The sequence below is a fragment of the Streptomyces sp. NPDC005438 genome (genome assembly GCF_040606315.1).
GTDB lineage: Bacteria > Actinomycetota > Actinomycetes > Streptomycetales > Streptomycetaceae > Streptomyces.
In genome coordinates this window covers 723,808-748,357 of sequence record NZ_JBEXEP010000001.1, presented here as the reverse complement: position 1 = coordinate 748,357, position 24,550 = coordinate 723,808, and the positions used below count along the sequence as shown (strand labels likewise).

Below are 24,550 nucleotides of genomic sequence, written 5' to 3'. Positions count from 1 at the left end.
TTCGGCCAACCCTCCTGGGTACGGGGGGAGTTGGGCCGACACCCGGGGGTCGGGTGCTAGTCGGGGGTGCGGCTCCGACCGTACGGCGTCCCTACTCGGGGCGCGCGGGGCGCAGCCGGCCCATCACGAGTACCCCGATGAGGGCGACCACCGCGCTGGGGGTGTAGACGGCGACGAAGGCGAGGGTGGTGCCGGAGGCGGTGCTGTGGGCGGCGTCGGCCAGGGAGACCTGGCCGCCCCCGAGGGAGGCGAACAGCAGTCCGCACAGGGCGAGCAGCAGCACGTTGGACAGGCCGTCGGAGAGTTGGAGGGCCGAGGAGTTGCGGCCGGTTTCCTCCGGTGGTGACTGTTCGAGCAGCAGGACGCCGGTGGAGGTGATGACCACGCCCATCCCGTAGCAGCCCAAGGCCCAGGCGACGGCGATGGTCCACACCGGGATCGACTCGGACAGCACCAGGGGGGCGTAGCCGATGGCGAGGGTGACCAGGGCCATGCCCAGGCGCATCAGGGGGATGCGGTGTCCGGCCATGCCGGGTCGGGACTGGGTGAACGAGCCCATGGCCCAGGTGAGTCCGCCCACGGCGAGGGTCAGTCCGGCCTGGGTGACGGTGAGTCCGCGCTGGCTGACGAGCATCAGGGGGACGAAGCTCTCGGCGCAGATGAAGGAGCCGGAGGCGATGCCGCGCATCAGGACGACGGTGGGGAGGCCTCGTGCGGCCCGCCAGGTGCCGGGGGGCAGCAGGGCGAGTACGGCGGGGATGAGGAGGGCGGCGCCCAGCAGGGCGAGTGGGGCGGACAGGGGGCGCAGTTGCTGGGCGGCGTACTGGATCAGTCCGGCTCCGGCGGCGAGGGCCATGGCCAGGCCGAGGCGGCGGCGGTCGAGGGTGCGTGGTGGGGCGCCGGCGGGGGTGGGTGCGGGTCCGGCGGCGAGCCGTCGTACGGCGGGCATCATCACGGCCAGGGGCAGCATGACCAGGAGCGGGATGCTGAGGAAGACCCAGCGCCAGCCGAGGTGTTGGGTGACGGTGCCGGCGGCCAGGGGGCCGACGATGGAGGGGACGACCCAGGCGGCGGAGAAGGAGGCCATCACGGTGGGGCGGAGTCGGTCCGGGTAGGCCCTGCTGACGCTGACGTAGAGGGCGACGATGACCAGTCCGCCGCCGATGCCCTGGGCGGCGCGGCCGAGGACGAAGGCCCACATGGTGGTGGCGGTGCCGGAGATCACCAGTCCGGTGGCGAAGGCGAGGATGCCCAGTAGCAGGGGGCTGACGGGTCCGCGCAGGTCGCACCACTGCCCGGAGACGGCCATGCCCAGCAGGCTGGCGGTGAAGAAGGCGGAGAAGGCGAAGGCGTACAGCGGGATGCCGTGGAGTTCGTCGGCGGCGACGGGCATGGCGGTGCCCACGGCGGTGGCCTCGAAGGCGATGAGGAGGACCACGGTGAGGTTGCCGAGGGTGAGTGCGCGGAGCCGGCGTCCGAGTACGCCCTCGTCCGGGGGGATCGTGGGGGTGGGCACCTCGGCGGTGGTCCGCTCGGAGGCGTGGGGGCGGCTCATGCCCCCACGGTAAGGGGCGAGGGGCGGTAACGCAGCTGTCGCCGGACTGAGTTGGCGCTCCTTCGCTGGTCCTAGGCCGCTGTTGTCCGGGGGTGCCAGCCGTGTCCCCGTCCAGGGTGCGGCGTGGGCAGGCGAGCCGGGCGGTGAGCGATCGCTGTCTCGTGACCGCGAGGGACGCCGAGCCAGGGTGCCGTAGGGGCCGGTTTCCGGGGGGAACCAGGGTCGGGCCCGCTTGTGGCGCGGCCGGCCGGGCGGGCACCCTCGCCGGTGGGGCGCCGTTCTCGGCGGGCGCCACGAACGGGAAGCGCCGGGAGAGTACGGGAGACGAGAGGGAGGTGACGGCCGTGGGGCTGACGACCTGGCCGCCCGCCCGGAGGGTCCGGGAGCACGGGCGGCGGGTTCCGAGAGGAACGAGATGTCCCGTACGGACAGGACCAAACCCCTGTGGGTGCGTCGCGCCGAACACGCGCCCCGACCGGTGCACGACCACCGGCAGGGCGACTGTGACCTGCCGCCGCGTCCGACACGGCAGGACCCGGGGACCCGTTGCGGGTGGGAGGCCCCGGAAACCCTGGTCTTCGGGCACACCTGCTGTTCCGGTTGCGGTGAGCGTTCCTGCACCCGGGAGTGGCAGGGCTGGGTCCGGGCCGGCAACCGCCGGGAGCGGTACGAGGGGCGGCGCGAGGCCCGCCGTCACCTGCGCGGGCCCGACCGGGAGGACTGACCGGCGTCCGCCCCGGTACGTCGCCTGAGGGGCGCCCCGGCCACACGAGCCGGGGTGTCCCTCAGCTGTTCCCCCGGCGGCCGGCGCCGGGCCGGGGGCCGTTCTTCCGAACGGTCGGTCACCCGGGGAGGTGGCGGTTGCCCCCGGCTTGGCCGAGTGGGTGGCGGCGCCCGGGCGAGTGCCCCAGACTCGTCAGCGCGTACGCCTCAACGGCGCCCAAGGACGCCCAACGGCCCAGCCACGCCCGCGAGTTGACTCACCCCGGCCTGTCGGCCCACCGGCCGGGACCAGCCGTCCCGAGAGGGAAGAGGAGAGATGTCCGCATCACTGGACGCCCGGAGCCTGAACCCCTTCACCGCCCTTCTCGGTGAGGAGCGCCACACGCGGTACCGGAAGCTCCGGGAGCTGGGGCCGGTCGTCCCCCTCACCACACCGACGGGGGCCTCGGCGTGGTTCGTGACGGATCACGAACAGGTGCGGGCCCTGTTGACCAACGGGGCGCTGAGCAAGGGGGGTTGGGAGGCCGCTCCGTTCGGGGACCGGCTCCCCGAGGACGTGGCGCGTGGCACCCACACCACCATGCTCAACTCCGACCCGCCGGCGCACACCAGGCTCCGCAAGCTGGTGACCCGGGCCTTCACCCGGCGTCCGACCGAGCGACTGCGCCCGCGTATCCAGCAGTTCACCGACGAACTCCTGGACGCGGCGGCCCGCGAGGCGGGGCCGGTCGACCTGGTCTCGGCGCTGGCCTATCCCCTGCCGGTGACCGTCATCTGCGAGATGCTCGGCATTCCCGAGGAGGAGCGGGGTGATTTCCGGGTGTGGACCGAACGTCTGGTGTCGCCCGGGGCGCACGGTTTCGACGAGTACAGCCGGGCCCTGACCTCCCTGCACCGCTACAGCCTCACCCTGATCGAGGAGAAGCGGCGCGCTCCCCGGCAGGATCTGCTGTCGGACCTGATCGCGGTACGGGACCACCAGGAGGGGCTCAGCGAGGACGAGCTGACCTCGATGATCTTCCTGCTGCTCCTCGCCGGCCACGAGACGACCACCAACCTGATCGGCAACGGGGTACGCGCGCTGCTGACGCACCCCGAGCAGCTCCAGACGCTGCGCGACCACCCCGACCGGTGGGAGGGCGCCATCGAGGAACTGCTGCGCTACGAGGGCCCGTTGCAGAACACCCTGGGCTACCGGACCACCCAACCCGTTCAGATCGGGGACGTGACCGTGCCGGCCGACGCGGTGGTCTACCTCTCGCTGCTGTCGGCCAACCGGGACGGCCAACGGTTCCCGGAGCCGGACTCGTTGGACGTGACCCGGGACTCCCGTTCCCACATCGCCTTCGGCCACGGCATCCACTACTGCCTCGGTGCCCCGCTCGCCCGGCTGGAGGCCCACGTGGTGTTCCGCACCCTGGTGGACCGCTACCCCGGTCTGCGCCTGGCGGTACCGCCCCAGGAGGTGGAGTGGAGGCCGTCCACCGTGATGCACGGCCTCACCGAACTGCCCGTCTACCTGAACTGAGGCCGGGCGGTCCGGTACGACCCCGGGGCGTGCCCGGAGTGGCAGGGCGTGGCCGACCGGGCTACCCTCCCCACCCCGTGGCGCCCCCAGTGGAGGCCACCCCCGCCGGAGCTCACCCACGGCCCCGGGCCCCCGCCATGCACGGTGCCCGCACCCGCGTTGCCCTCTCCGTACGGCAACCACCCGCCTGGGGCGCCGAGTCGGGGTGGTGAGGCGGACGCGGGAACCCCGGCCGCACGGCCCCCTGCCAGTGCGGGCCGACGGTCGGGCCCCATGCCGAACCGTGCCCCGACCCGCCTTACCAGCCCACGGGGACGCCCACACCCACACCCCCAGACACGGCAACCACCCGCGCGAGGCGCCGAGTCGGGCCGGCGACCAGGCACGCCAACCCGCCCCGTGATGCACCCCCGTCCTCGTGCGACCACACCCATGCAAGCGCGGCCCCCTGCCAGTGCGGGCCAACGACCGGGCCCAGCCCGAGCCACGCCCCGGGTCGCCGACCTCGCGTGGCGTCCCCGTACACGCACGCCTCCCCGCCGTGGGACACACCACGGCCAGCCCCTCACCCCCGGGAACGCCCGCCCCCGGACACGGCAACCACCCGCGAGAGGCGCCGAGTCGGGCCGGCGACCGGGTACCCGCGCCCTGGACACGGCCCGGTCCCGCCCTCGGGGTGGGTGGTGTCCCGGGGCCCCGTGCCCCCACCACACGTGACCTTCGTCCACCGGTGGCCCCCGCGGGTGGGGGCGTACCGGGGTGCCCCGGCGGCCGGGGCGGGTCGGCGATCCCTGATCCTGGGGCCATGCGTGCCGCCCGTCTGATCCGCATGGTCCTGCTGATCCAGTCCGATCCGGGGTCGACCGCCGCCGACCTCGCCCGCGCGCTGGACGTGTCCCGGCGCACCGTGCTCCGGGACGCCCAGGCTCTGCGGGACGCGGGGATTCCGTTGCGGTCCGCGCGGGGTCGGGCGGGCGGCTACCACCTGGCCCCCGGCTACCGGACCCGGCTCACCACCCTCCACCCCGACGAGGCGGAGACGCTGTACCTGTCCGGTCTGCCCACGGCGCTGCGTGACCTGGGGTTGGCGCAGGCGGCGGACACGGCACGGCGGAAGTTGTCCGCCACCCTCCTCCCCTCGCTGCGGGAGGTGGCGGAGTCCTCAGCCCGGCGCTTCCACCTCGACGCCCCGACCTGGTTCCGCGAGCCGTCGGCGCCGGAGCTGCTGCCCCGGCTGGCCCGCGCGGTGTGGGCAGACCGCGGGGTCGAGCTGACCTACACCCGTCCCGGCCGGGACGGCGAACCGCCGCGAGAGGTGGTGCGGCTGCTGGAGCCGTACGGGCTGGTGTTGAAGGCGGGGGTCTGGTACGTGGTGGGCCGGGTCCCCGACGGGCCGGCCGGCGGCGCGTGGCGCACCTACCGGGTGGACCGGATCACGGCGCTGACCTCGGACGACGGCGCCGGGGAACCGTTCGTCCGCGAGCCCTCCTTCGACCTGGCCGCCCACTGGAGTGCGGAGTCGGCCCGGTTCGCCCGCGCTCTGCTGCGTACCACCGTCACCGTGCGGCTGACCGGGCGCGGACTGCGGAGGCTGCCGTCCGTGGTCGGCCCGGTTGGTGCCGCTGAGGCCTCGGCCTCCGCGCCCGCTCCCGAACCCGACGGGCGGGTCCGGCTGGTGGTGCCGGTGGAGTCGGAGGAGGTCGCCTTCGACCAGCTGACCCGGTTGGGGGCGGATGTGGAGGTGCTGGCCCCGGCCGGCCTGCGGGCCCGGTTCCGTGAGCACGCCCGGGCCCTGGCCGTCCGGTACGGGGTGGAGTGCGGGGCCGGCGACCGGGATCAGCGGTAGTCGTCGGCCGACCCGTCCCCTCCTCCGTAGTAGACCTCCTCGAAGTAGGCCAGGGCGTCCGGCTGGCTGCCGTCCACGTCCCGTACCCCGTAGGTCCTGGCGAGTTCGGTGCTGGAGGTGGACCGGCCGTTCCAGCGGGCGGCCCGCTCGGGGTCGGCGGCCAGGGCGGCGACCCCACGGGCCAGGTAGCGCGGTGACTCGCTGATCGCGAAGTGCGGTTCCCGGGCGCAGGCGTCCCGCCAGTTGTCCTCGGTCACGCCGAAGTGGGTGAGCATCTGCTCCGAGCGCAGGAATCCGGGGGTGACGGCGACCGCCGTGCCCCCGTACTCGGCCAGTTCCTCGCCCAGTCCGAAGGCCATGCGGATCGGGGCGTTCTTGGCGAGGTCGTAGTAGAGGTTCTCCCGGTAGCGGCGGTTGGAGCGGGCCGTGCCGTCGGTGACCTCCACGTGCAGCGGGCTCTCGGAGCGGATCAGCAGGGGCAGGGCGAGCGCGGCGGTGATCACGTGGGAGCGCACCCCGAGTTCCAGCAGGCGCAGCCCGTCGTCGAGGGGGGTCTCCCAGCTCTTCCTGCCGAACACGGAGCCGACCAGCAGGTGTTCGCCGCCCCACAGGTCGTTGACGAGGAGGTCCAGTCGGCCCCGTTCGCGGTCGACGCGGTCGACGAGGGCGCGGACCTGGTCCGGGTCGAGGTGGTCGGTGGGTACGGCGATGCCGGTGCCGCCGGCGGCGGTGACCAGTTCGGCGGTCTCCTCGATGGTCTCGGTGGTACGGCCGACCTCGCTGGGGCGCTCCCGGGTGGTGCGGCCGGTGACGTAGACGGTGGCGCCGGATCGGCCCAGTTCCAGGGCGAGGGCCCGTCCGGCGCCCCGGGTGGCCCCGGCGACGAGGGCGACGCGGTCGGTGAGCGGGCCGGGCTGGCGGGCGTTCTGGGTGTCGGTGTCGAGGTGCATCCGTCCACGGTGCCCGCCAAAGGTGACAGTTCACGGCACCCTTTTCTCCGAGTTCGCCGTGTCTTCCGGCCGGGGCCAGCGCGGCCCGACGTACGGGTGTCCCCGGGCCGTGCTGGCCCGGGGACACCCGGCGCGGTACGCGGGACTTCGTCCCGCGTACCGCGTTCCCGGCCGCCACCGTGTCGGCCCCCCCGGGGGGGGCGCCGGGCGCGGTGACGGCCCCCGTTACCTCGCCAGGGACCGCCCCAGCGAGGCCCCATCCTCGGGGAACCCCAGGTCGGCGGGGCCGTAGGACAGCACCGCCTCGGTGGACGTTCCGCCCGGGTCACCGCGCAACAGCCAGACCGCGCCGGCCTGTCGGGCGGCGCGGTGGTCCTTGCCGGGCGCTCCCACGCACAGTTCGGCCCTGCCGTCGTCGTCGGTGTCCCGGAGTGACACCGCGTGGCCGAAGTGGTCGTGGGCCCGGGCCGTGCCCGGGACCTCGGTGGTGTCCTGGTGGAAGGCGAGGGCGCCGGCGCCGGTGAGGCCCTCGGCGCCGCCCTTGAGCACGATCACCACGCCGGTGCCCGTACGGTCGCCGCCCAGGGTCTTGTGCGGCACTCCGACGGCGATGTCGGCGTAGCCGTCCCCGTTGACGTCCCCGGAGCTGAGGGAGAACCCGAAGTGGTCGCCCTGCTGGGCGCTGCCCGGTATGCCGGGGGTGTTCTGGTCGATGAGGGTGCTGCGGTCGCTGACACCGTCGGCCGCGCCGTACAGGACCCTCAGCCGGCCCCGGTCGTCCGGTCCCTCGGTGGCGCCCCCGTACGGTACGCCCAGGACCAGGTCGCCGTGGCCGTCGTTGTCCACGTCGGCGATGGTGCCGGTGGTGGCCGGGGCCAGGGTGGTGGCCCGGTCGGTCAGCCCCTTCGCGCTCCCCGGGTACAGCCGGCTCGCCCCGGTGGCGCTGTCCGGGAGGGCCAGCAGGTCGTCCCTGCCGTCACCGTCGACGTCGCCGGCGACCAACTGCCCGGGCTTCCGGGTGCGGTCGGCGCCCACCGTGCCGGACGAGGCGGGGGCGCCGTCCCGGAAGGGGCCGTAGAGGATCCGTACGCCGTGGCCGTCGCCGCGCGGGACCACGGCCAGGTCGTCCTGGCCGTCGCCGTCGAAGTCGCCGCCGGCCATCGCCCGCCCGTCGGTGGCCCCGCCGCTGAGCCTCGCCCCGGCGCGCAGCCCGTCCTTGGCGCCCCGCAGCAGGAGGGGGGCTGACCCGTCGCCGGTACCGACGACGAGGTCGGTACGGCCGTCGCCGTCCAGGTCGCGGGCCACGGTCGTGGTGCCGAAGCCGCCGTCCCGGGAGGGGTGGCCGGGTACCTCGCGGGTGCTCTGGTCGACCAGCTGCCGGTCTTCGGGGGAGGCTCCGGCCGGTGAGCCGTACATCACGGTGACCGAGCCCGCGCCGGGCAGCCCGTCGACGGTTCCGCCGGGGGCGGAGAGGGCGAGGTCCTCGTAGCCGTCGCCGTTGAAGTCGGCGCGCGGGGTGGGGAGTTGGGCGGGCCGGGGGCCCTGTACCGGTACCGCCACGGGGCCGGTCTCCGGTACCGCCCGGGCGTGCGCCACCATGATCGCGGAGCCGCCGGTCACCAGGGCGGCGACGGTGCCCACCACGGCCAGGGCGAAGCCCCTCGGTGGACGGTGACGCATAGAACCTCCCGTGCTGGGGCGACGGGACGGACCCCGGCGCCTCACGGCGCCGAGAACGCCGCGCATCCGCATGACCGTCGAGTCGCCCCAAAGGTTGTACGGAAAGTGAGCGCCGGTTCCCCGGGTATCCATGAACCCCCGGTCCGGGGTCCGAAAAGGGCCCGTGTCAACGGGATGTTGCGGGTTGATGGCCATCAGCCGGATTCCCTTGGCCCGCCGCCGTTCCCCGAGCCACCATCGGGACACGGACAGCGGGAGGCGGTCCCCCGGGACACCTCGCCGCGACCGTCCCGGCCGTGTGCCCGAGTGGTTGAGGGGTTCGCCTGCAAAGCGGATAACGCTGGTTCGATTCCAGTCACGGCCTCCACACCGCGCCCACCGACCGCGTCCCCTGTTCCCGCCGTGCTGTGGCGGGAACAGGGGACGCGGTCAACAGGTGGGCCGTACGGACCTCGTGGGCCGACGGCCGGTCAACGTTGGAGCGCGATGTCCACCCGCTCCCCGTGGAACGCCAGGTGCCCCCGGATCTCCTCCGCCTCGGGAATCGGCTCCTGGTACGACCAGCCCACGTCCGCCCACCGGGTGCCGTCCTCGGCGACGAAGGACCAGTAGCTGGCCTCCCCCTTGAAGGGGCAGTGGGTGCGGGTGTCGCTGGGTTCCAGCCGGTCGAAGTCCACGTCCTCGGGCGGGAAGTAGTGGCGGTCCGGGTATCCGGTCTCCCGCAGCACCTTGGGCTTCCGCGAACGGGCCACCTCGGCGCCGGCGACCGTGACCACCACCGGTTCGGTGGCGTCCCCGGTGGCCCCGAGGTCCTCGATGCTGACGCGATGTGTCATGGCAACCCCCTTTCGGCCTTCGCGGCCCGAGGGTACGCCCCCGCCACGGCGGACGGCCGCCCTCGCGCCCCCTCACCGGAGGCGGAACACCGCCGCGAGGCCACGGCCAGCGTCCGGGACCGCTACCGCGCCGCCACCGTCCCCGGCCGGATCGGCAACCGCTGGATGGACCGCCCGGTGGCCGCCCGTACCGCCGAGGCGACCGCCGCCGGAGAGACCACCACCGGTACCGCGCTGACCGCCTTCGCCCCGAAGGGCGCGACCACGTCCCGCTCCTCGATCAGCTTCACGATCCGCACCTCGGGGGCGTCCAGGGCGCTGGGCATCGCGTAGTGCGCCAGGTCGGCGTGGCGCACCTGGCCCCTGGCCACCCGCAGGTGCTCGCTGAGCGCCGCGCCCACCCCCTGGGTGACCCCGGCCTCGATACGGGCCCGCACCTGGCGGGGGTTGAGCACCCGGCCCACGTCCTGCGCCACGGCCATCTCCACCACTCGTACCGTGCCCAGCTCCACGTCGACGTCCACCACCGCGCGGACCGCCGCGAAGGCCAACCCCACGAAGGCGTCGCCCTGCCCGGTGTCGTCCAGCGGCTCGGTGGGGTGCGGCCGGCACTGCGCGGTCGCCCACAGCTCCTTGCCCTCCAGGGCCTCGACCACCGTGGTGGACAGCACCCCGTCATAGGAGGTGATCTTGCCGTCGGCGATGGAGAGCAGTTCGGCCGACATCCCGAAGGTCGCGGCCAGCGGCTGGAGCAGCTGGGTGCGCACCATCCTGGCCGCGCGTTCCACGGCGCCGCCGGACACCCAGGTGTGGCGGCTGCGCGCACCCGGGCCGGCGGGGGGCTGGTCGGTGTCCACGGGGGCCACGTGGACCTCCTCCACCCCCAGCACCTCCTGCACGATCTGCCGGGCGAGGGTGGCGAACCCCTGTCCGGTCTCCACCGCCGCGCACATCACGGTGGCCACCGGGCCGTCCACCCGCACCGTGGCGGTGGACACCTCGTCGGTGCCCTCCGCGCCGAGCATGTGGACCATGCCCAGGGCGTAGCCGACGCCCCGGCGTACGGTGCCCTCCTCGCTGGCCCCGTCCAGTCCGCCGGGCAGCAGGCGCTCCCCCTCGGGGGGCTCCTCGGGCAGGGGGGCGTCGCGTACCGCCGTCAGCAGGGGGGCCACCGGGGCCGGGCAGGTCACGGTCTGGCCGGTGGGCAGCAGGTCGCCGGTGGCCAGGGCGTTGCGCAGCCGCAACTCGACCGGGTCCAGGCCCAGTCGGGCGGCCAGCTTGTCCATCTGGGCCTCGTAGGCCGCGCAGACCTGCATGGCGCCCTCGCCCCGGACGTGGCCGGCCGGCGGGTTGTGGGTGCGTACCACCCAGCCGTCGACCACCGCGTGCGGCACCACGTAGGGGCCGGCGGCGAAGGACACGGCGGCGGCGAGGGCGTCGCCGGAGGTGTCGGCGTAGGCGCCGCCGTCCATCAGGATCTGGGCCTCCACCTTGAGCAGGCGGCCCTCGGCGTCGGCGTGGTGGCGGTACCGCAGCATGGTGGGGTGCCGGTGAGCGTGCCCGAGGAAGGACTCCTCGCGGGTGGCGGCCAGCTTGACCGGGCGTCCGGTACGCATGGCCAGCAGGCCCAGGGGGACCAGTACGCCGGGGTCCTCGCGGTCGGCCATGGCGCCGGGCACCCCGGTGACGACGACCTTCACCTGCTCCGGGGGCAGCCCGAAGCAGGCGGCGGCCAGGTCGCGGTCGGAGTGCGGGTCGGTGGAGGCGGTGTAGATCTCCACCCCGCCGTCGGGGCGGGGCACCGCGAGTCCGGCCTCGGCGCCGATGGGCGCCGGGTCCTGGCGGCCGATCCGGTACTGGCCCTCGACCACCACCTCGCCGGTCAGCGACTCGTCCCCGTACCGCAGGGGGATGTGGCGGATCAGGTTGCCGTCGGGGTGGATGGGCTCGGCGGCGAAGGACTGTTCGGGGTCGGTGACCGGGGTGAGCACCTCGTACTCGACCGCGATGGCGGCGGCGGCCAGCCGGGCGGTGTCGGGGTGGTCGGCGGCCACCGCCGCGAGGGGTTCGCCGTGGTGCCGCACCAGGTCGCGGGCGAACGCGGACCGGTCCAGCACCTTGCGGCCCAGCCCGGCGTCGCCGGGCACGTCCTCGTGGGTGACGACCGCGTACACCCCGGGCAGGGCGGCGGCCGGGGCGGTGTCGATGGAGACGACGCGGGCGTGGGGGTGCGGGGAGCGCAGCAGGGCGCCCCACAGGAGTCCCTCGGCCCACAGGTCGGCGGCGTACGGAAAGGTGCCCTCGGCCTTGGCGGCGGCCTCGGCCGGGCGGGGGGAACTGCCCAGTCCCTGGCCCTCGATGGGGGCGGGCGGGGTGGTGCCGACGGGGGTGGCCTCGGTCATGACTGTTCTCCCGCTTGCCGCGCGGTGTCCTCACCCGTGCCGCCCTGCTGGGGGATGCGTGCCGCCGCCTCGGCGGCGGCCCTGCGTTCGGAGACCACGGTGTTCACCGCGTCCAGCACGCCCCGGTAGCCGGAGCAGCGGCAGAGGTTGCCGCAGAGCGCCTGGCGGGTCTCGGACTCGCTCGGCGCGTGGTTGCCCTCCAGCAGGTCGTGCACGGTCATCGCCATGCCCGGTACGCAGAACCCGCACTGCACGGCGCCGGTGTCGGCGAGCGCGCGCTGTACGTCGCAGGGGCCCTGTTCGGTGGCCAGCCCCTCCACGGTGCGGACGTCGAGGCCGGCCGTGGTGGCGGCGGGCACCAGGCAGGAGGCGACCAGCCGGCCGTCCACCTGCACCGAGCAGGCTCCGCACTCGCCCTGGGAGCAGCCGTCCTTGGCGCCTGCCAGGCCCAGTCGCTCGCGCAGGACGAAGAGCAGGGACTCCCCGATCCAGGCCTCGGTGACCGGGCGTTCCACTCCGTTGACCCGCAGGACGTAGGAGACCAGGGGGTGTTCCTCGTCCTCGCCGGAGGGGGCCGGCGCGTCCTCCTCGGTCGCCGACTGGCCGACCGGGTCGGCCGGTTGGGGTTCCGTGGCGTCGGGTGCCTCGGTGGTCTCCGGTCCGGTGGCCGTGCCGTCCTCGGGGGTGTCCGTGGTCTGGTCGGTCTCGGGGGCCCGCGTCCCGGCCGTCGGGGCCGGGGGCTCCGCCGTCCGGTGTTCCTCGTCCGCGGGGTGCGTGCCCTCAGCGCCCTTGACGTCCTCGGCGTGCTCCTCGGAACGCTGTCCGGGAACCGCCCCCTCCTCGGTGCCGCCGTACGGGGTGGCGTCCTCGGGGGGTTCGGCGACGGTCTCCGGCTGGGGCGCGACCGGTTCGGGGGGCGCGCTCGGCGCTGTCGGGCCGGGCACTGCCGGGGGGCCGGGCACTGCCGGGGGGCCGGCCGGCTCGGGGCCGGGCCGGGAAGTGGGTGGACCCGCCACGGGGGTGCCGTAGGCCGGGGTGGACGGCCCCCCGGCGGGCGGCGAGGGTACGTGGCCGTGCTCGGGGCCGGGGCTTTCCGGGGCGGTGCCCGGCTCGGGGTGGCCGACCGTGCCGGCCCGGCCGGTACCCCCGGACACCAGGTCGTCGGCGCTCCACACCCGGGGCGCAGAGCCGTGGTCGACCGGCTGGGGCGACGGGAACGGCTGGGGGTAGGGCTGTGGGGCGGGCGGCGGCTGCTGCCCGTACTCCTGCTGGGGCCACTGTCCGGTGGCCGGCTGCCGGGGGACCTGGGGGGAACCGGGGTGGCCGTAGGTCGGGGTGGCGGTGTGGGTCGGGTTGTCCAGGGTCTGCGGGCCGGCGTCACCGGTCGGCAGGGGAACCTGGCGTCGGGCGTGCGCCTCCTGCTGCCCGGGCGCCTCCGGCCAGTTGACGGGGCCGCCCGGTCCCGGCTGGGGGTAGGGCTGTGGGGCGGGCGGCGGGGAGTCGGGGTCGCCGGGGCCGGCGCCCAGGGGACGGCGTACCCGGGCCTCGTGGGAGCCGGCCAGCGCGGCGGCGGCTCCCTGGCCCATGGCCGCCGCGCCCCCGCCGGCCGGTGGCTCGGGTTCGGGCGGGGCCGGCAGGGCCCACTCCCCCATGGCGGTGGGGTCGGTGGTCGCGGTCGGGGTCATGGGGGCGGGGGGTGGCGGCTCGAAGGGGGGCGGGACGTAGCCGCCCTGTCCGGTGCCGGGTGCCGCCAGGGGGCTGCCACCGGCCTGCTGGTAGTAGCCGGGCTGTCCGGTGAACGCCTCGCCGTAGGGGCCGGCGCTGGGCATCTGGACGAAGGCGGTGGCGTCCGCGTCGTACTCCCCACCTCCGCCGCCGCCCCAACTGCCGGGCGCCGGTGTGGTGTTGGGGAAGCCCCCGGACTGGTCCCCGTACCACCGTGGGTCGTGGGAGGGGCCGCCGTTCTCGGGCTCCTCGGGTGGGTGGTGCTCGTGACTCATGTCAGTGCTCTTCCCAGTCCTCGACGCGCCAGGGCCGCCACGGTACGCCGTAGATGTACCGCTGCGGGCGGGAGTGCGGCGGGTTCCCCGCCCTCCGTCGCCGGGGGGTCGGGGATGCAGGCCATCGCCACGTAGTCGCCGAAGGCCTGGAGTGCCTCGGGGGCGAGTGCCTGGGCGCCCGGTTCGCTCACCCGGGACCAGTCGATCAGGGAGGCCACCCAGCGTTCCGCCTCCAGGGGGCGCAGCGGCATCGGGGCGACGGCGCCGACCGCGCAGCGGACCCCACGGTGCGCGGGGTCCAGCACCACGGCGACGGAGGCGGTGGCCCGGGCGGGGCCGGTTCGTCCGGTGGCCCGGAGGTACGCCTGCGGGGCGTGCAGGAACGGCACCCGTACATGGCTGACCAGCTCGCTGGGGCGCAGCATCTCCATGCCGGCGAACAGGTGGCTGACCGGGACGTCGCGGCGGGCGCCGCCGGGGCCGACGACCACCAGGGTGGCCTCCAGCGCGGCGAGCACCGGCAGGGTGTCACCGGTGTGGGCGGCGGTGATGATGTTGCCGCCGAGGGTGCCGACGTTGCGGATCTGTGGTGGGCCGGCCGCCCGGGCCGCCGAGGCGAGGGCGGGGATCAGCGCGGCGAAGTCGGGGCGCCCCATGCGGGCCAGGGTGAGGCCGGAGCCGAGCAGGGCCATGCCGTCCTGGTACCGCCAGCCCCGGATCTCGCTGATGCGGGAGAGGCTGACCAGTGCGGCGGGCCTGAGCTGCCCGGCGTTGATGCTGGCCATCAGGTCGGTGCCGCCCGCGACGGGTACGGCCGCCGGTACGGCGGCGAGTGCCGCCACCGCCTCGTCCAGGGTGGCGGGCAGCGTGACCGTACGCGCCGACCGGCTCTGTGGTGCATACGGTGCGTGCGTGCTCAATCCAGCTGCCCCTTCCCCGGTCTCCCCGGTTGCACAGCCGTACGGTACGTGCTGGGAGCCCGGACGTGGCAACTCTGGCACATCTCCCCGAGCCACCGACGCGGGCCCGTGAAGGGGTGGTCGTTTCCCCACCACCACGGGAAGCCCGAAAGGACACCATGCGTGGCGGGAAGGTCTGATTACCACCCTCGGGCGCGATTCTTCTGCGCGGTGTCCGAGGTCCGCCTCGCGGCCCCCCGGCACCTCGGACAGCTCATCCGTCTCACCCGGAACACGGTGGCAGCCCCGGCATCGCGTTACCGGACACTCTGCGCGGAGTCACACGAAAGGGGTGGGTTCTTCGAGCGGGAGTGCGGGCGTGCCCTGCCTCGGCATGGACAGCGGTGTCTCCCGAGGGCACCCGGTGGTGCCGGCCGCTCGCCCCTGAGGGGCCGAAGTCCCCTGGTCAGCGCGGAAGTTGGCCGGCCGGCCCGGAGAGGCGCCCCCGGGGTCAGCGCGCGCGGCCGGGGCAGCTCCGGCGAGGGAGGCAGCCGGACGTACCGGCCGGCCGCACCGAACGGGTCGGTCCGGGACGCGCGGGCGTCCCGGACCGGTGCCGGCTACTTCTTGCCGCCGTCGCCCTTGTCGCCCTTGCCCTGGTCGCCTCCGGCGCCCATGGTCTCGTAGATCTCCTTGCACATCGGGCAGACCGGATACTTGTTGGGGTCGCGCCCCGGCACCCAGACCTTCCCGCAGAGCGCCACGACGGGGGTGCCGTCGAGCGCGCTGGCCATGATCTTGTCCTTCTGGACGTAGTGGGCGAATCGCTCGTGGTCGCCATCACCGTGCGACGTCTGCGGGGTCGGTTCGACGAGGGTCCCGGTCCCCGTCCCGCGATCGGGTTCGAGAGTGCTCATTCACCCAAGACTAATTCAGCGAGGGATCGTCCGGGTACGTGGCTACCAGAGCCAACTCGCTGCGCTGTCGTCGCAACACCGACCGCCACAGCAGCTGGGGCGCGGGGCAGGAGACGTCACCCGGCTCGACGTCCACCACGTACCAGGCGCCCTCCTCCACTTCGTCCTCCAACTGGCCCGCTCCCCAGCCCGCGTAGCCGGCGAAGATGCGCAGCGACCCGAGTTCGCCGGCGAGCAGGGCGGGCGGGGCGTCCAGGTCGATCAGGCCGATCGCGCCGGACACCCGGCGCCAGCCCAGTGGCCCGGAGTCCGGCTCCCCTCCCCCGGAGGGCACCACGGCCACCCCCAGCGCCGACTCCAGGGACACCGGGCCGCCCTGGAACACCACGCCGGGCTCCCCGGCGAGGGCGGCCCACGGTTCCAGGATGTCCTGGACGTTGACCGGGGTGGGGCGGTTGAGGACCACCCCGAGGGAGCCCTCCTCGTCGTGGTCGAGGAGCAGGACCACCGCACGCGCGAAGTTGGGGTCGGCCAGGGCCGGGGTCGCGACAAGCAACCGTCCGGTAAGCGAGGACGCCTCGGTCATGGCGTAATGATCCCGCACCCCCGGCCGCTCGCGCGGGCGTGCGCGAAAACCCGTGCTGTGACGACACCCACGCCGTCGGGGCGGCGGGCGGGGTGTCGACGCTCACAACCGGAACCGGGAACCGGGTCCGGCCCGACGGCGTCACATCCCAAGTCCCCTACTCGTGACGGAGGTCACGCCTCGCCGTCACAGCGCCGCACCACGCGCGTGCCGCGCGGGTGGCGGTACGCGTGCGCACCGCCGTTCGGTGGCCCGCCGCCGTACCTCGGTCGCGGGCATACGGAACGGGGCGTCAGGCGCACTACGATGGTTCCTTGCCCCCCAAGTCCCCCGACCGCCCTCGCAGAACGCGGAGATCCATGACCGACAGCCCTTCCGATGTCCTGCTCGTCCACGGTGGCACCCCCCTGGAGGGTGAGATCCGTGTCCGCGGCGCCAAGAACCTGGTGCCCAAGGCCATGGTGGCCGCGCTGTTGGGCAGCGAGCCCAGTCGTCTGCGCAACGTGCCCGACATCCGTGACGTACGGGTGGTACGCGGGCTGTTGCAGTTGCACGGAGCCACCGTGCGCAGCGGGGACGAGCCAGGTGAACTGATCCTCGATCCCTCACATGTGGAGAGCGCGCACGTCGCGGACATCGACGCGCACGCCGGCTCCTCGCGTATCCCGATCCTCTTCTGTGGCCCGCTGCTGCACCGGCTGGGTCACGCCTTCATCCCGGGCCTGGGTGGCTGTGACATCGGCGGGCGTCCGGTGGACTTCCACTTCGACGTGCTGCGGCAGTTCGGCGCCACGATCGAGAAGCGGGCCGACGGGCAGTACCTGGAGGCGCCGCAGCGGCTGCGGGGTTGCAAGATCCGGCTGCCGTACCCCTCGGTGGGCTCCACCGAACAGGTCCTGCTCACCGCCGTGTTGGCGGAGGGTGTGACCGAACTGTCCAACGCGGCCGTGGAACCGGAGATCGAGGACCTGATCTGCGTGCTCCAGAAGATGGGCGCGATCATCTCCATGGACACCGACCGCACCATCCGCATCACCGGTGTGGAGAAGCTCGGCGGCTACGTCCACCGCGCCCTGCCGGACCGTCTGGAGGCGGCCTCCTGGGCGAGCGCCGCGCTGGCCACCGAGGGCAGCGTCTACGTCCACGGCGCCCAGCAGCGGTCGATGATGACCTTCCTCAACACCTACCGCAAGGTCGGTGGCGCCTTCGAGATCGGCGAGGAGGGCATCCGCTTCTGGCACCCCGGCGGGCCGTTGAACGCCATCGCCCTGGAGACCGACGTGCACCCCGGTTTCCAGACCGACTGGCAGCAGCCGCTGGTGGTGGCGCTGACCCAGGCGGCCGGACTGTCCATCGTCCACGAGACGGTGTACGAGTCCCGGCTGGGCTTCACCTCCGCGCTCAACCAGATGGGCGCGCACATCCAGCTCTACCGCGAGTGCCTGGGCGGTACGCCCTGCCGCTTCGGGCAGCGCAACTTCCTGCACTCCGCGGTGGTTTCCGGGCCCACCAAGCTCCAGGGGTCCGACCTGGTCATCCCCGACCTGCGCGGGGGCTTCTCGTACCTGATCGCGGCCCTGGCCGCCCAGGGCACCTCACGGGTGCACGGGATCGACCTGATCAACCGTGGTTACGAGAACTTCATGGAGAAGCTCGCCGAGTTGGGCGCCAAGGTCGAGCGCCCCTGACCGAGACCGGCGGGGTCCGCCCGTCGGGAGAAGCTGAGGACCGCTGTGGGCCGCCTCGGGGCTCAGCGGTCACCCGGTGGCCGGGCGCACTCGACGCGCCCGGCCACCGGCCGTTGCGCGCCCCGTTGACGGCGACCGTGCGGGCGGCGGCCGTGCGGGGTGGACCGAACGCCGACGGCCACCCCCGAACTGGTCGGGGGTGGCCGTCAGTTGGTGCGCGCCGCTAGGGCGTCAGCACTCGGTTCACTTGCCCTTGGCGGCTTCCTTGAGCTTGGAGCCCGCGGAGACCTTGACGCTGTAACCGGCCGGAATCTCGATGGGGTCGCCGGTCTGCGGGTTGCGTGCGGTGCGAGCGGCACGGTGGGTGCGCTCGAAGGTGAGGAAACCAGGGATGGTGACCTTCTCGTCGCCCTTGGCGACGACCTCGCCGACGGTCTCGGCGAGCGCGGCCAGAACGGCGTCGGCGTCCTTACGGGTCACCTCTGCGCGCTCGGACAGAGCGGCCACCAGCTCACTGCGGTTCATATTCGTACTCCCGTGTTCTTCTTGCCGATGAGGCGTGAGATCGAAGCCGATGCTGCCAGGGCCCTCGGACAGTCTCCGGGACCCGGGTCTGGGGTTCAGACCCTCGCGCCCGGAACGCATCCTGCCCCCACCTGCGGCGGGAACGCCAATCCGGCACCCTGCGGAGTCACACGAACGCGCTCCCGTTGTGGCGGAGTCCCCCCACCGCGGGTGGGGCGGTGACATCCTGAGGCTTTGTCTGCGGCAACCCTAAGGGGGCCGTTAGGGGGACGGGCCACGCGACGCGCCGTGGGGACGCGGTCGTCATCGGGCTTTGCCCACACGGCTGTTGGGGCTTCACGGGGCCGGGCGGTCCTGGGGCCCGCCCGGGAACGCCGTGCCGGCGGCCCGGACGGGGACGCCCCCTCCCGGAGGGCCCGTCCGTGGCCTCAGGAAACGTTGCGGGCGGCCTCGCTGACCGCCTCGGCCACCGCCTTGGAGACCCGGTCGTTGAAGACGCTGGGGATGATGTAGTTGGCGTTCAGCTCGTCCCGCAACACGACCTCGGCCAGAGCCTTCGCAGCCGCGATCATCATCTCCTCGGTGACGGAACGGGACTGGGCGTCCAGCAGCCCCCGGAACACCCCGGGGAAGACCAGCACGTTGTTGATCTGGTTGGGGAAGTCGGAGCGTCCGGTGGCCACCACGGCGGCGGTCTGGCGGGCGATCGCGGGGTCGACCTCCGGGTCGGGGTTGGCGAGCGCGAAGATGATCGCGCCGTCCGCCATCGCCGCGACGTCCTCCTCGCCCAGCACGTTGGGGGCGGAGACGCCGATGAAGACGTCCGCGCCGACCACCGCCTCCTTCAGGGTGCCGGTGATCTTCTCGGGGTTGGTGTTCTCCGCGATCCACCGCAGCGGGGACTCCGGGTCCGCCTCCACCAGGTCGGCACGGCCGGCGTGCACCACTCCGTGGATGTCGGCCACCACCGCGTGCCGGACGCCGGCGGACAGCAGCAGCTTGAGGATCGCCGTACCGGCCGCTCCGGCGCCGGACATCACCACCCGCACGTCCTCGATCCGCTTGTCCACCACCCGCAGCGCGTTGTAGAGGGCGGAGAGCACCACGATGGCCGTGCCGTGCTGGTCGTCGTGGAAGACCGGGATGTCCAGGGCCTCCCGGAGCCGGGCCTCGATCTCGAAGCAGCGGGGGGCGGAGATGTCCTCCAGGTTGATGCCGGCGAAGCCGGGGGCGATGGCCTTGACGATCTCCACGATGGCGTCGCTGTCCTGGGTGTCCAGGCACAGCGGCCAGGCGTCGATACCGGCGAACCGCTTGAACAGGGCGGCCTTGCCCTCCATCACGGGCAGCGAGGCCTGCGGGCCGATGTTGCCCAGCCCCAGGACGGCGGAGCCGTCGGTGACCACCGCGACGCTGTTGCGCTTGATCGTCAACCGGCGGGCGTCCTCGGGGTGTTCGGCGATCTGGGTGCACACCCGTGCCACACCGGGGGTGTAGATCATCGACAGGTCGTCGCGGTTGCGAATGGGGTGCTTGGCGGTCATCTCGATCTTGCCGCCCAGGTGCATCAGGAACGTACGGTCGGAGACCTTGCCGAGGGAAACCCCCTCGATGCCGCGCAGCTTCTCCACGATCTCGTCGGCGTGCGCGGTGGAGGAGGCGGCGATGGTCACGTCGATGCGCAGCCGCTCGTGGCCGGAGGCGGTGACGTCCAGACCGGTGACCGACCCGCCGGAGGACTCCACGACGGTGGTGAGCTGACTGACCGCGGTGCCACCTGCCGGCACCTCCAGACGGACCGTCATCGAGTACGAGACGCTGGGCGCCGTTGCCATGGCCGACTTCCTCCGCTTGTGCGTGACCGTTGCGCGTGCCGTGGGGGGACCTGGCGTCCGTCGGGGACGGGAGGCACGAACACCAGATCGTCCCACTTACCCGCTGGTACGCGGTAACCAGATCAGCTACGTCACGGACCGTCCCGCGCCCTCCTCCGACAGCGACGATCCGGCGTCCGGTCGGCACGCACGACCATCGACGGACCAATCACACCGAAACATCACAAACCGCTCTAGGCTCGCCCCGCACACCGCAGAACACCTCACAGGGAGACCCGAAGATGGCTCAGGGCACGGTCAAGTGGTTCAACGCCGAGAAGGGGTACGGCTTCATCGCTCAGGAGGGCGGAGGCCCGGACCTCTTCGTCCACTACAGCTCGATCCAGGGCGACGGCTACCGCAACCTGGAGGACACCCAGCGGGTGGAGTTCCAGATCGGCGAGGGCCGCAAGGGGCCGCAGGCCGAGGCGGTCCGCGTACTGGGCTGACCCCTCACCGACCCTCGGCGCGCTCGTGAGGTCTGGACGGGTGGGCGGGCGGCTCCCCGCGCCCACCCGGACGTGAGAAACCCCACGCGGATCGACGAGGTCCGACCGGGTCCACCGACTACCGGGCGCCCGGGGGTACTTGGGATTGACGCCCGGGGAAACACCGGGCGAAAGAACAGAAGAAGTGGCACCGACCCGCCAGCTCGCCTCGCGGCAAAAGGTCGCTCGAAGCGACGATGGTTGGGCCCGGGGGCATGGATCGGGCCGGTGCCACAACCAGGCTAACAAACCACCGCCGGCCCGCCATTCCCTTCGGGAAGTTCCTGGTCAGTGGCTGTTCTCCAGAGCCGGTACCGGAGCCAGCAGCGCCGGCACCCCGCCGTCCGGCTCGTCGGCGTCCAGGGACAGCACGGTCAGCGCCTGGGTGGCCCTGGTCAGGGCCACGTAGAGCACCCGCAGTCCGGCGGCGTTCTCCGCCCCGCCCTCCCGGACGATCTCGGCGGGCGAGAGCACCAACATCCCGTCGTACTCCAGCCCCTTGGCCTCCAGACTGCCCAGGGCCACCACCCGGTCGCCCAGGTCGCCCAGCCAGTCGGCCAGTTGGGACCGCCGCCCCATCGCGCCCACCACGCCCACGGTGCCCTCCACCTCGGACAGCAGCCGCTCAGCCTCCCGACGTACCGTCGCGGCCAGGCCCTCCGGCTCGCCCACGTCGTCCCCGACGCCGTCCAGGGTGGTGAAGCGGGGGCGCAGTCCGGTGGAGCGGACCGCCCGGGGCGGTACCGCCTCGGGCAGCGCCAACCGCAGTACCCGGGAGGCCAGTTCGGCGATCTCGGCGGGGTTGCGGTAGTTGACCGTCAGCTCGAAACGGTGCCGAGGCCGGGACCCCAGCACCTCGGCCCGCGCCTCGTCCGCCTCCCGTGGGTCGGGCCAGGACGACTGGGCCGGGTCCCCCACGATGGTCCAGGTGGCGTGCCGTCCACGACGGCCCACCATCCGCCACTGCATCGGGGTCAGGTCCTGTGCCTCGTCGACGATCACATGGGCGTAGTCGGTACGTTCCTCGGCCAGCCGCTCGGCACGGCCACGCCGGCCCGTCATCCGGTCGGCGGCCGTGGTCACCTCCTCCAGCCCGGTCAGCGCGTCCACCGGGTCGACCTCCCGCCGCACCGGCCGGGGCGGGGCGCCCAGCAGGTTGCGCAGCTCGTCCAGCAGGGCCACGTCGTGCACCGACACCGGCCCGCGCCCCTGTCCGTCCAGCCGGCGCAACGACCCGGCCAGCTCCCGTGCCTCGGCCGGGCGGACCAACCCCCGGGCCCAGCGCCGCAGTTGACGTTCCTCCCGCATCGCCCCCAGCACCTGTCGGGGGGTCAGCTCCGGCCACCACTCGGCCAGGAACTCCACGAACGGGTCCTCCTCGGACACGTCCTCGTCGAAGCCCTGTCGGGCCTCGGCGGCGAACTCCTCGTCGGTGTACAGCGCGGCGGCACCGGACTTCACCCACAGCGCGTCCAGCAGCAGCCGGCGGGCCCGGGGGCGCATCAGGTTCAACGGGGCGGTGCCGCCCAGCACCTGACGGCGTACCTCGGCCAGCTCCTCGCCGTCCAGTTCCAGTCGGCGCCCCAGGGCCACCACCCGCAGCCGCTCGACCCGCTGCTGCCGTACCTCCAGCGCGCCCCGGGCACACCGGCGCAGCACCCGGGTCATCCGGGCCGACCCCTTGACCCGGGCCACCCGGGGCGGGTCGAAGGCCTCGCCGTGGCCCCCGTGGCTGCCGGCCTCCTCGCCCTCGACCAGGGAGCCGAGGGAACGGATGGCCACCTGGCCCTCCTCGCCCAGCGAGGGCAGCACCCCCTCGGTGTAGGAGACCAGCAGGGGGGTGGGGCTCACCACCAGGATGCCGCCCGCGTAGCGGCGCCGGTCCTGGTACAGCAGGTAGGCGGCCCGGTGCAGGGCGACGGCGGTCTTGCCGGTGCCGGGGCCGCCGGCGACCTCGGTCACCGAGGCGGCGGGGGCGCGGATGACCTCGTCCTGTTCGGCCTGGATGGAGGCGACGATGTCCCGCATGGTGTGGCCGCGCGCCCGCCCCAGGGCCGCCATCAGGGCGCCGTCGCCGACCACGGCCAGCGGCCGGCCGTCCAGGGTGGTGGTCAGTTCGGGGCGCAGCAGGTCGTCCTCGACGCCCAGCACCCGTCGACCCCGGCTACGGATCACCCGTCGGCGTACGACGCGGCCGGGGGCCACCGGGGTGGAGCGGTAGAAGGGGGCGGCGGCCGGGGCCCGCCAGTCGATCACCAGCGGCGTGTAGTCGACGTCCAGCACGCCCAGCCGGCCGATGTGCAGGGTCTCGGCGATCTCGGCGTGGCCGTCCGGGTCGACGGCGTCGGGTGCCGGTTCCACCGAGGTGTAGGCGCCGTCGGGTCCCCGTACCCCGTCCTGGCCGGCCAGGAGGTCGACACGGCCGAACAGGAAGTCCTCGAACTCGCTGTTCAGCCGGTTCAGGTGGACGCCGGCCCGGAAGACCTGGGCGTCCCGCTCCGCGAGGGCTCCGGGGGTGCCGACCTTGGCGTGCTGGGCGGCGTCGTCCATGAGGTGCTCGGCCTCCTGGATCTTCACCTCCAGCCGCTGGTAGACCGCGTCCAGATGCGCCTGTTCACCGCGGATCTCCGACTCCCTGGTGCCGTCGTCCGCGATCCGCTCCACCGCGTGCTGCGCTCCCAACGCTGACCCCTTCTGCTCGCCTAGGGCAGCCGTCAACCGTACAGACCTCCGGCCGGCTCCGCACCCACCAGCGGCTTCGTCCGGTCAGCCGGATGCCGTACCCGCACGGTCGGCGGAGGGATCGTGGGCCAGCCGGTAGCCGCGCTTGACCACGGTGCGTACCAGTCCCGGGGTGCCCAGGCCGGCGCGGAGCCGGGCCATGGCGGTCTCCACCGCGTGCTCGTCGGTGCCCCCGCCGGGCAGCGCGCGCAGCAGTTCGGCCCGGGAGACCACCCAGCCGGGCCGGTGGGCCAGGGCCCGCAGCAGCGCCATGCCGGCCGGGGGTACCGGCCGGGGCTCGCCGTCCAGCACCACCAGGTGGCCCCGGATCTCCATCCGGTGGCCGGCCACCGTCAACCGCCTGGCGCGGGGCGGCAGTTCGTGGCACAGCGACTGGACCAGGGGGCCCAGCCGGAAGCGTTCCGGCCAGAAGGTGGGGACCTGGTGCCGCAGCAGGGGTTCGGCGGTGACCGGTCCGACGCTGGCCACCGCCAGCCGGTGGCGCAGGGCCTCCAGCAGGGGCGCGGTGCGCCCGGTCTCCTCGGCCCGGCCCAGCAGCGCGGACACCGCCGGGGCGCTGGTGAAGGTCACGGCGTCCACGCGGTCGGTCAGGACGCGGTCCAGCAGCCGGTCCACCGGGCGGAGGTCGGCCAGGGGCATCCAGCGGTACACCGGTACCGGGATCACCTCCTGGCCGGCCGCCCGCAAGGCCTCGGTGAACTCCGGCAGCGGGGTGCCGTGCAGTTGTACGGCGACGCGTCGGCCCGGCCGCTCCTCGGACAGCAGCAGTTGCCGTACCTCCGCCATGGACTCCGAGGCCGGTGACCACTCCTCGGTCAGCCCGGCCGCGCGGATCGCTCCCCGTACCTTGGGGCCCCTGGCCAGCAGGCGGCTCCGTCCCAGGATCGTCAGCAGCGACTCGTCCAGCCCCCAGTCTCGGGCGGCCTGGATCCAGCCCCGGAACCCCACGGCGGTGGTGGCGACCACCACGTCCGGGGGCCGTCGCAGCAACTCCCGTGTGGTGGCGAGCAGTTCGGAGTCGTCGGCCAGGGGCATGATGCGCAGGGCGGGGGCGTGGACCACCTCGGCTCCCCGGCGGCGCAGCAGGGTGATCAGTTCCTCCGCCCGTCGGGCGGCGGTCACCCCCACGGTGAAGCCCTCCAGCGGGCGGTCGATGGTGCTGGGTGGCTGCTGGCTGCCTGGCATGGATCGGTCCGCTCCCGGTTCGCCCGGGCCGGGGGCCCGGAGTGGTACGGACCCAGCCTGCCAGGAGTGGGTGTCGGATCGGGTTCCTGGCCGTTGCCCCGGCGTGAAGGCGCTGGTGAGGGTGCC

General features: G+C 73.8%; 18 protein-coding genes and 1 tRNA gene. 6 read left to right on the top strand and 13 right to left on the bottom strand.

Translation table 11 applies throughout. The features are described from left to right. Positions 1–91: 91 nt before the first annotated feature. Positions 92–1,555, bottom strand: coding sequence for an MFS transporter (locus ABZT14_RS03055; RefSeq protein WP_356296038.1), 1,464 nt, complete (start codon positions 1,553–1,555; stop codon positions 92–94). A gap of 415 nt (positions 1,556–1,970) precedes the next feature. Here ABZT14_RS03055 and ABZT14_RS03050 point away from each other — a divergent pair, with 415 nt between their 5' ends. The 3 genes from ABZT14_RS03050 to ABZT14_RS03040 all read left to right on the top strand — a co-directional run bounded on the left by ABZT14_RS03050 (position 1,971) and on the right by ABZT14_RS03040 (position 5,652). Further along, on the top strand, positions 1,971–2,279 hold the full coding sequence (locus ABZT14_RS03050; RefSeq protein WP_356296036.1) for a hypothetical protein: 309 nt from the start codon (positions 1,971–1,973) through the stop codon (positions 2,277–2,279). Between the two features lie 315 nt (positions 2,280–2,594). Further along, positions 2,595–3,806 carry a cytochrome P450 gene (locus ABZT14_RS03045; RefSeq protein ID WP_356296035.1) on the top strand — a complete coding sequence of 404 codons (1,212 nt, stop codon included), beginning with the start codon at positions 2,595–2,597 and terminating at the stop codon, positions 3,804–3,806. A gap of 805 nt (positions 3,807–4,611) precedes the next feature. Further along, complete coding sequence (locus tag ABZT14_RS03040; protein ID WP_356296032.1) at positions 4,612–5,652, top strand: WYL domain-containing protein; 1,041 nt, start codon at positions 4,612–4,614, stop codon at positions 5,650–5,652. On the opposite strand, the gene ABZT14_RS03035 is transcribed toward ABZT14_RS03040, so the two are convergent. After that, entirely contained in the window at positions 5,643–6,602 is a 960-nt protein-coding gene (locus ABZT14_RS03035) for an SDR family oxidoreductase (protein ID WP_356296029.1), read from the bottom strand. The genes ABZT14_RS03040 and ABZT14_RS03035 overlap by 10 nt on opposite strands. A gap of 225 nt (positions 6,603–6,827) precedes the next feature. Further along, the gene (locus ABZT14_RS03030; RefSeq protein WP_356296026.1) at positions 6,828–8,282 is read right to left on the bottom strand and encodes an FG-GAP-like repeat-containing protein; all 1,455 of its coding nucleotides are present in this window, start codon (positions 8,280–8,282) and stop codon (positions 6,828–6,830) included. 292 nt (positions 8,283–8,574) lie between these two features. On the opposite strand from ABZT14_RS03030, the gene ABZT14_RS03025 reads away from it, so the two are divergent. Then, a tRNA-Cys gene (locus tag ABZT14_RS03025) sits at positions 8,575–8,649 on the top strand. Between the two features lie 103 nt (positions 8,650–8,752). Here ABZT14_RS03025 and ABZT14_RS03020 read toward each other — a convergent pair. From ABZT14_RS03020 to ABZT14_RS02995, 6 genes are all read right to left on the bottom strand, one after another. Beyond that, positions 8,753–9,118, bottom strand: coding sequence for a DUF427 domain-containing protein (locus tag ABZT14_RS03020; RefSeq protein WP_356296023.1), 366 nt, complete (start codon positions 9,116–9,118; stop codon positions 8,753–8,755). Between the two features lie 122 nt (positions 9,119–9,240). Then, positions 9,241–11,520 carry a molybdopterin cofactor-binding domain-containing protein gene (locus ABZT14_RS03015; RefSeq protein WP_356296020.1) on the bottom strand — a complete coding sequence of 760 codons (2,280 nt, stop codon included), beginning with the start codon at positions 11,518–11,520 and terminating at the stop codon, positions 9,241–9,243. After that, positions 11,517–13,520 (bottom strand): 2Fe-2S iron-sulfur cluster-binding protein, encoded by a 2,004-nt coding sequence (locus ABZT14_RS03010; protein WP_356296017.1) that lies wholly within the window; start codon positions 13,518–13,520, stop codon positions 11,517–11,519. The genes ABZT14_RS03015 and ABZT14_RS03010 overlap by 4 nt, the downstream gene beginning before the upstream one ends. Then, positions 13,517–14,440 (bottom strand): FAD binding domain-containing protein, encoded by a 924-nt coding sequence (locus ABZT14_RS03005; RefSeq protein WP_356296014.1) that lies wholly within the window; start codon positions 14,438–14,440, stop codon positions 13,517–13,519. The genes ABZT14_RS03010 and ABZT14_RS03005 overlap by 4 nt, the downstream gene beginning before the upstream one ends. 599 nt (positions 14,441–15,039) lie before the next feature. Next, positions 15,040–15,336, bottom strand: coding sequence for a DUF3039 domain-containing protein (locus tag ABZT14_RS03000; RefSeq protein ID WP_356296011.1), 297 nt, complete (start codon positions 15,334–15,336; stop codon positions 15,040–15,042). Between the two features lie 10 nt (positions 15,337–15,346). Continuing rightward, on the bottom strand, positions 15,347–15,922 hold the full coding sequence (locus tag ABZT14_RS02995) for a YqgE/AlgH family protein (RefSeq protein ID WP_356296008.1): 576 nt from the start codon (positions 15,920–15,922) through the stop codon (positions 15,347–15,349). Between the two features lie 359 nt (positions 15,923–16,281). On the opposite strand from ABZT14_RS02995, the gene murA reads away from it, so the two are divergent. Next, entirely contained in the window at positions 16,282–17,610 is a 1,329-nt protein-coding gene (gene murA, locus ABZT14_RS02990; RefSeq protein ID WP_356296005.1) for a UDP-N-acetylglucosamine 1-carboxyvinyltransferase, read from the top strand. A 243-nt stretch (positions 17,611–17,853) separates the two neighbouring features. On the opposite strand, the gene ABZT14_RS02985 is transcribed toward murA, so the two are convergent. Further along, the gene (locus tag ABZT14_RS02985; RefSeq protein WP_019711607.1) at positions 17,854–18,135 is read right to left on the bottom strand and encodes an HU family DNA-binding protein; all 282 of its coding nucleotides are present in this window, start codon (positions 18,133–18,135) and stop codon (positions 17,854–17,856) included. 428 nt (positions 18,136–18,563) lie between these two features. Further along, on the bottom strand, positions 18,564–19,970 hold the full coding sequence (locus ABZT14_RS02980; RefSeq protein WP_356296001.1) for an NAD-dependent malic enzyme: 1,407 nt from the start codon (positions 19,968–19,970) through the stop codon (positions 18,564–18,566). Between the two features lie 281 nt (positions 19,971–20,251). Here ABZT14_RS02980 and ABZT14_RS02975 point away from each other — a divergent pair, with 281 nt between their 5' ends. Further along, entirely contained in the window at positions 20,252–20,458 is a 207-nt protein-coding gene (locus ABZT14_RS02975; RefSeq protein ID WP_356295998.1) for a cold-shock protein, read from the top strand. A 327-nt stretch (positions 20,459–20,785) separates the two neighbouring features. Here the strand turns inward: ABZT14_RS02975 and ABZT14_RS02970 are convergent, their stop codons facing one another. Together ABZT14_RS02970 and ABZT14_RS02965 are read right to left on the bottom strand one after the other, a co-directional pair. Then, positions 20,786–23,179: a UvrD-helicase domain-containing protein gene (locus tag ABZT14_RS02970; protein WP_356295995.1), complete on the bottom strand. Its 2,394-nt coding sequence runs from the start codon at positions 23,177–23,179 to the stop codon at positions 20,786–20,788. Positions 23,180–23,263: 84 nt separating this feature from the next. Further along, positions 23,264–24,424, bottom strand: a complete 1,161-nt coding sequence (locus ABZT14_RS02965; RefSeq protein ID WP_356295992.1) for a uroporphyrinogen-III synthase — start codon at positions 24,422–24,424, stop codon at positions 23,264–23,266. Positions 24,425–24,550 lie beyond the last annotated feature (126 nt).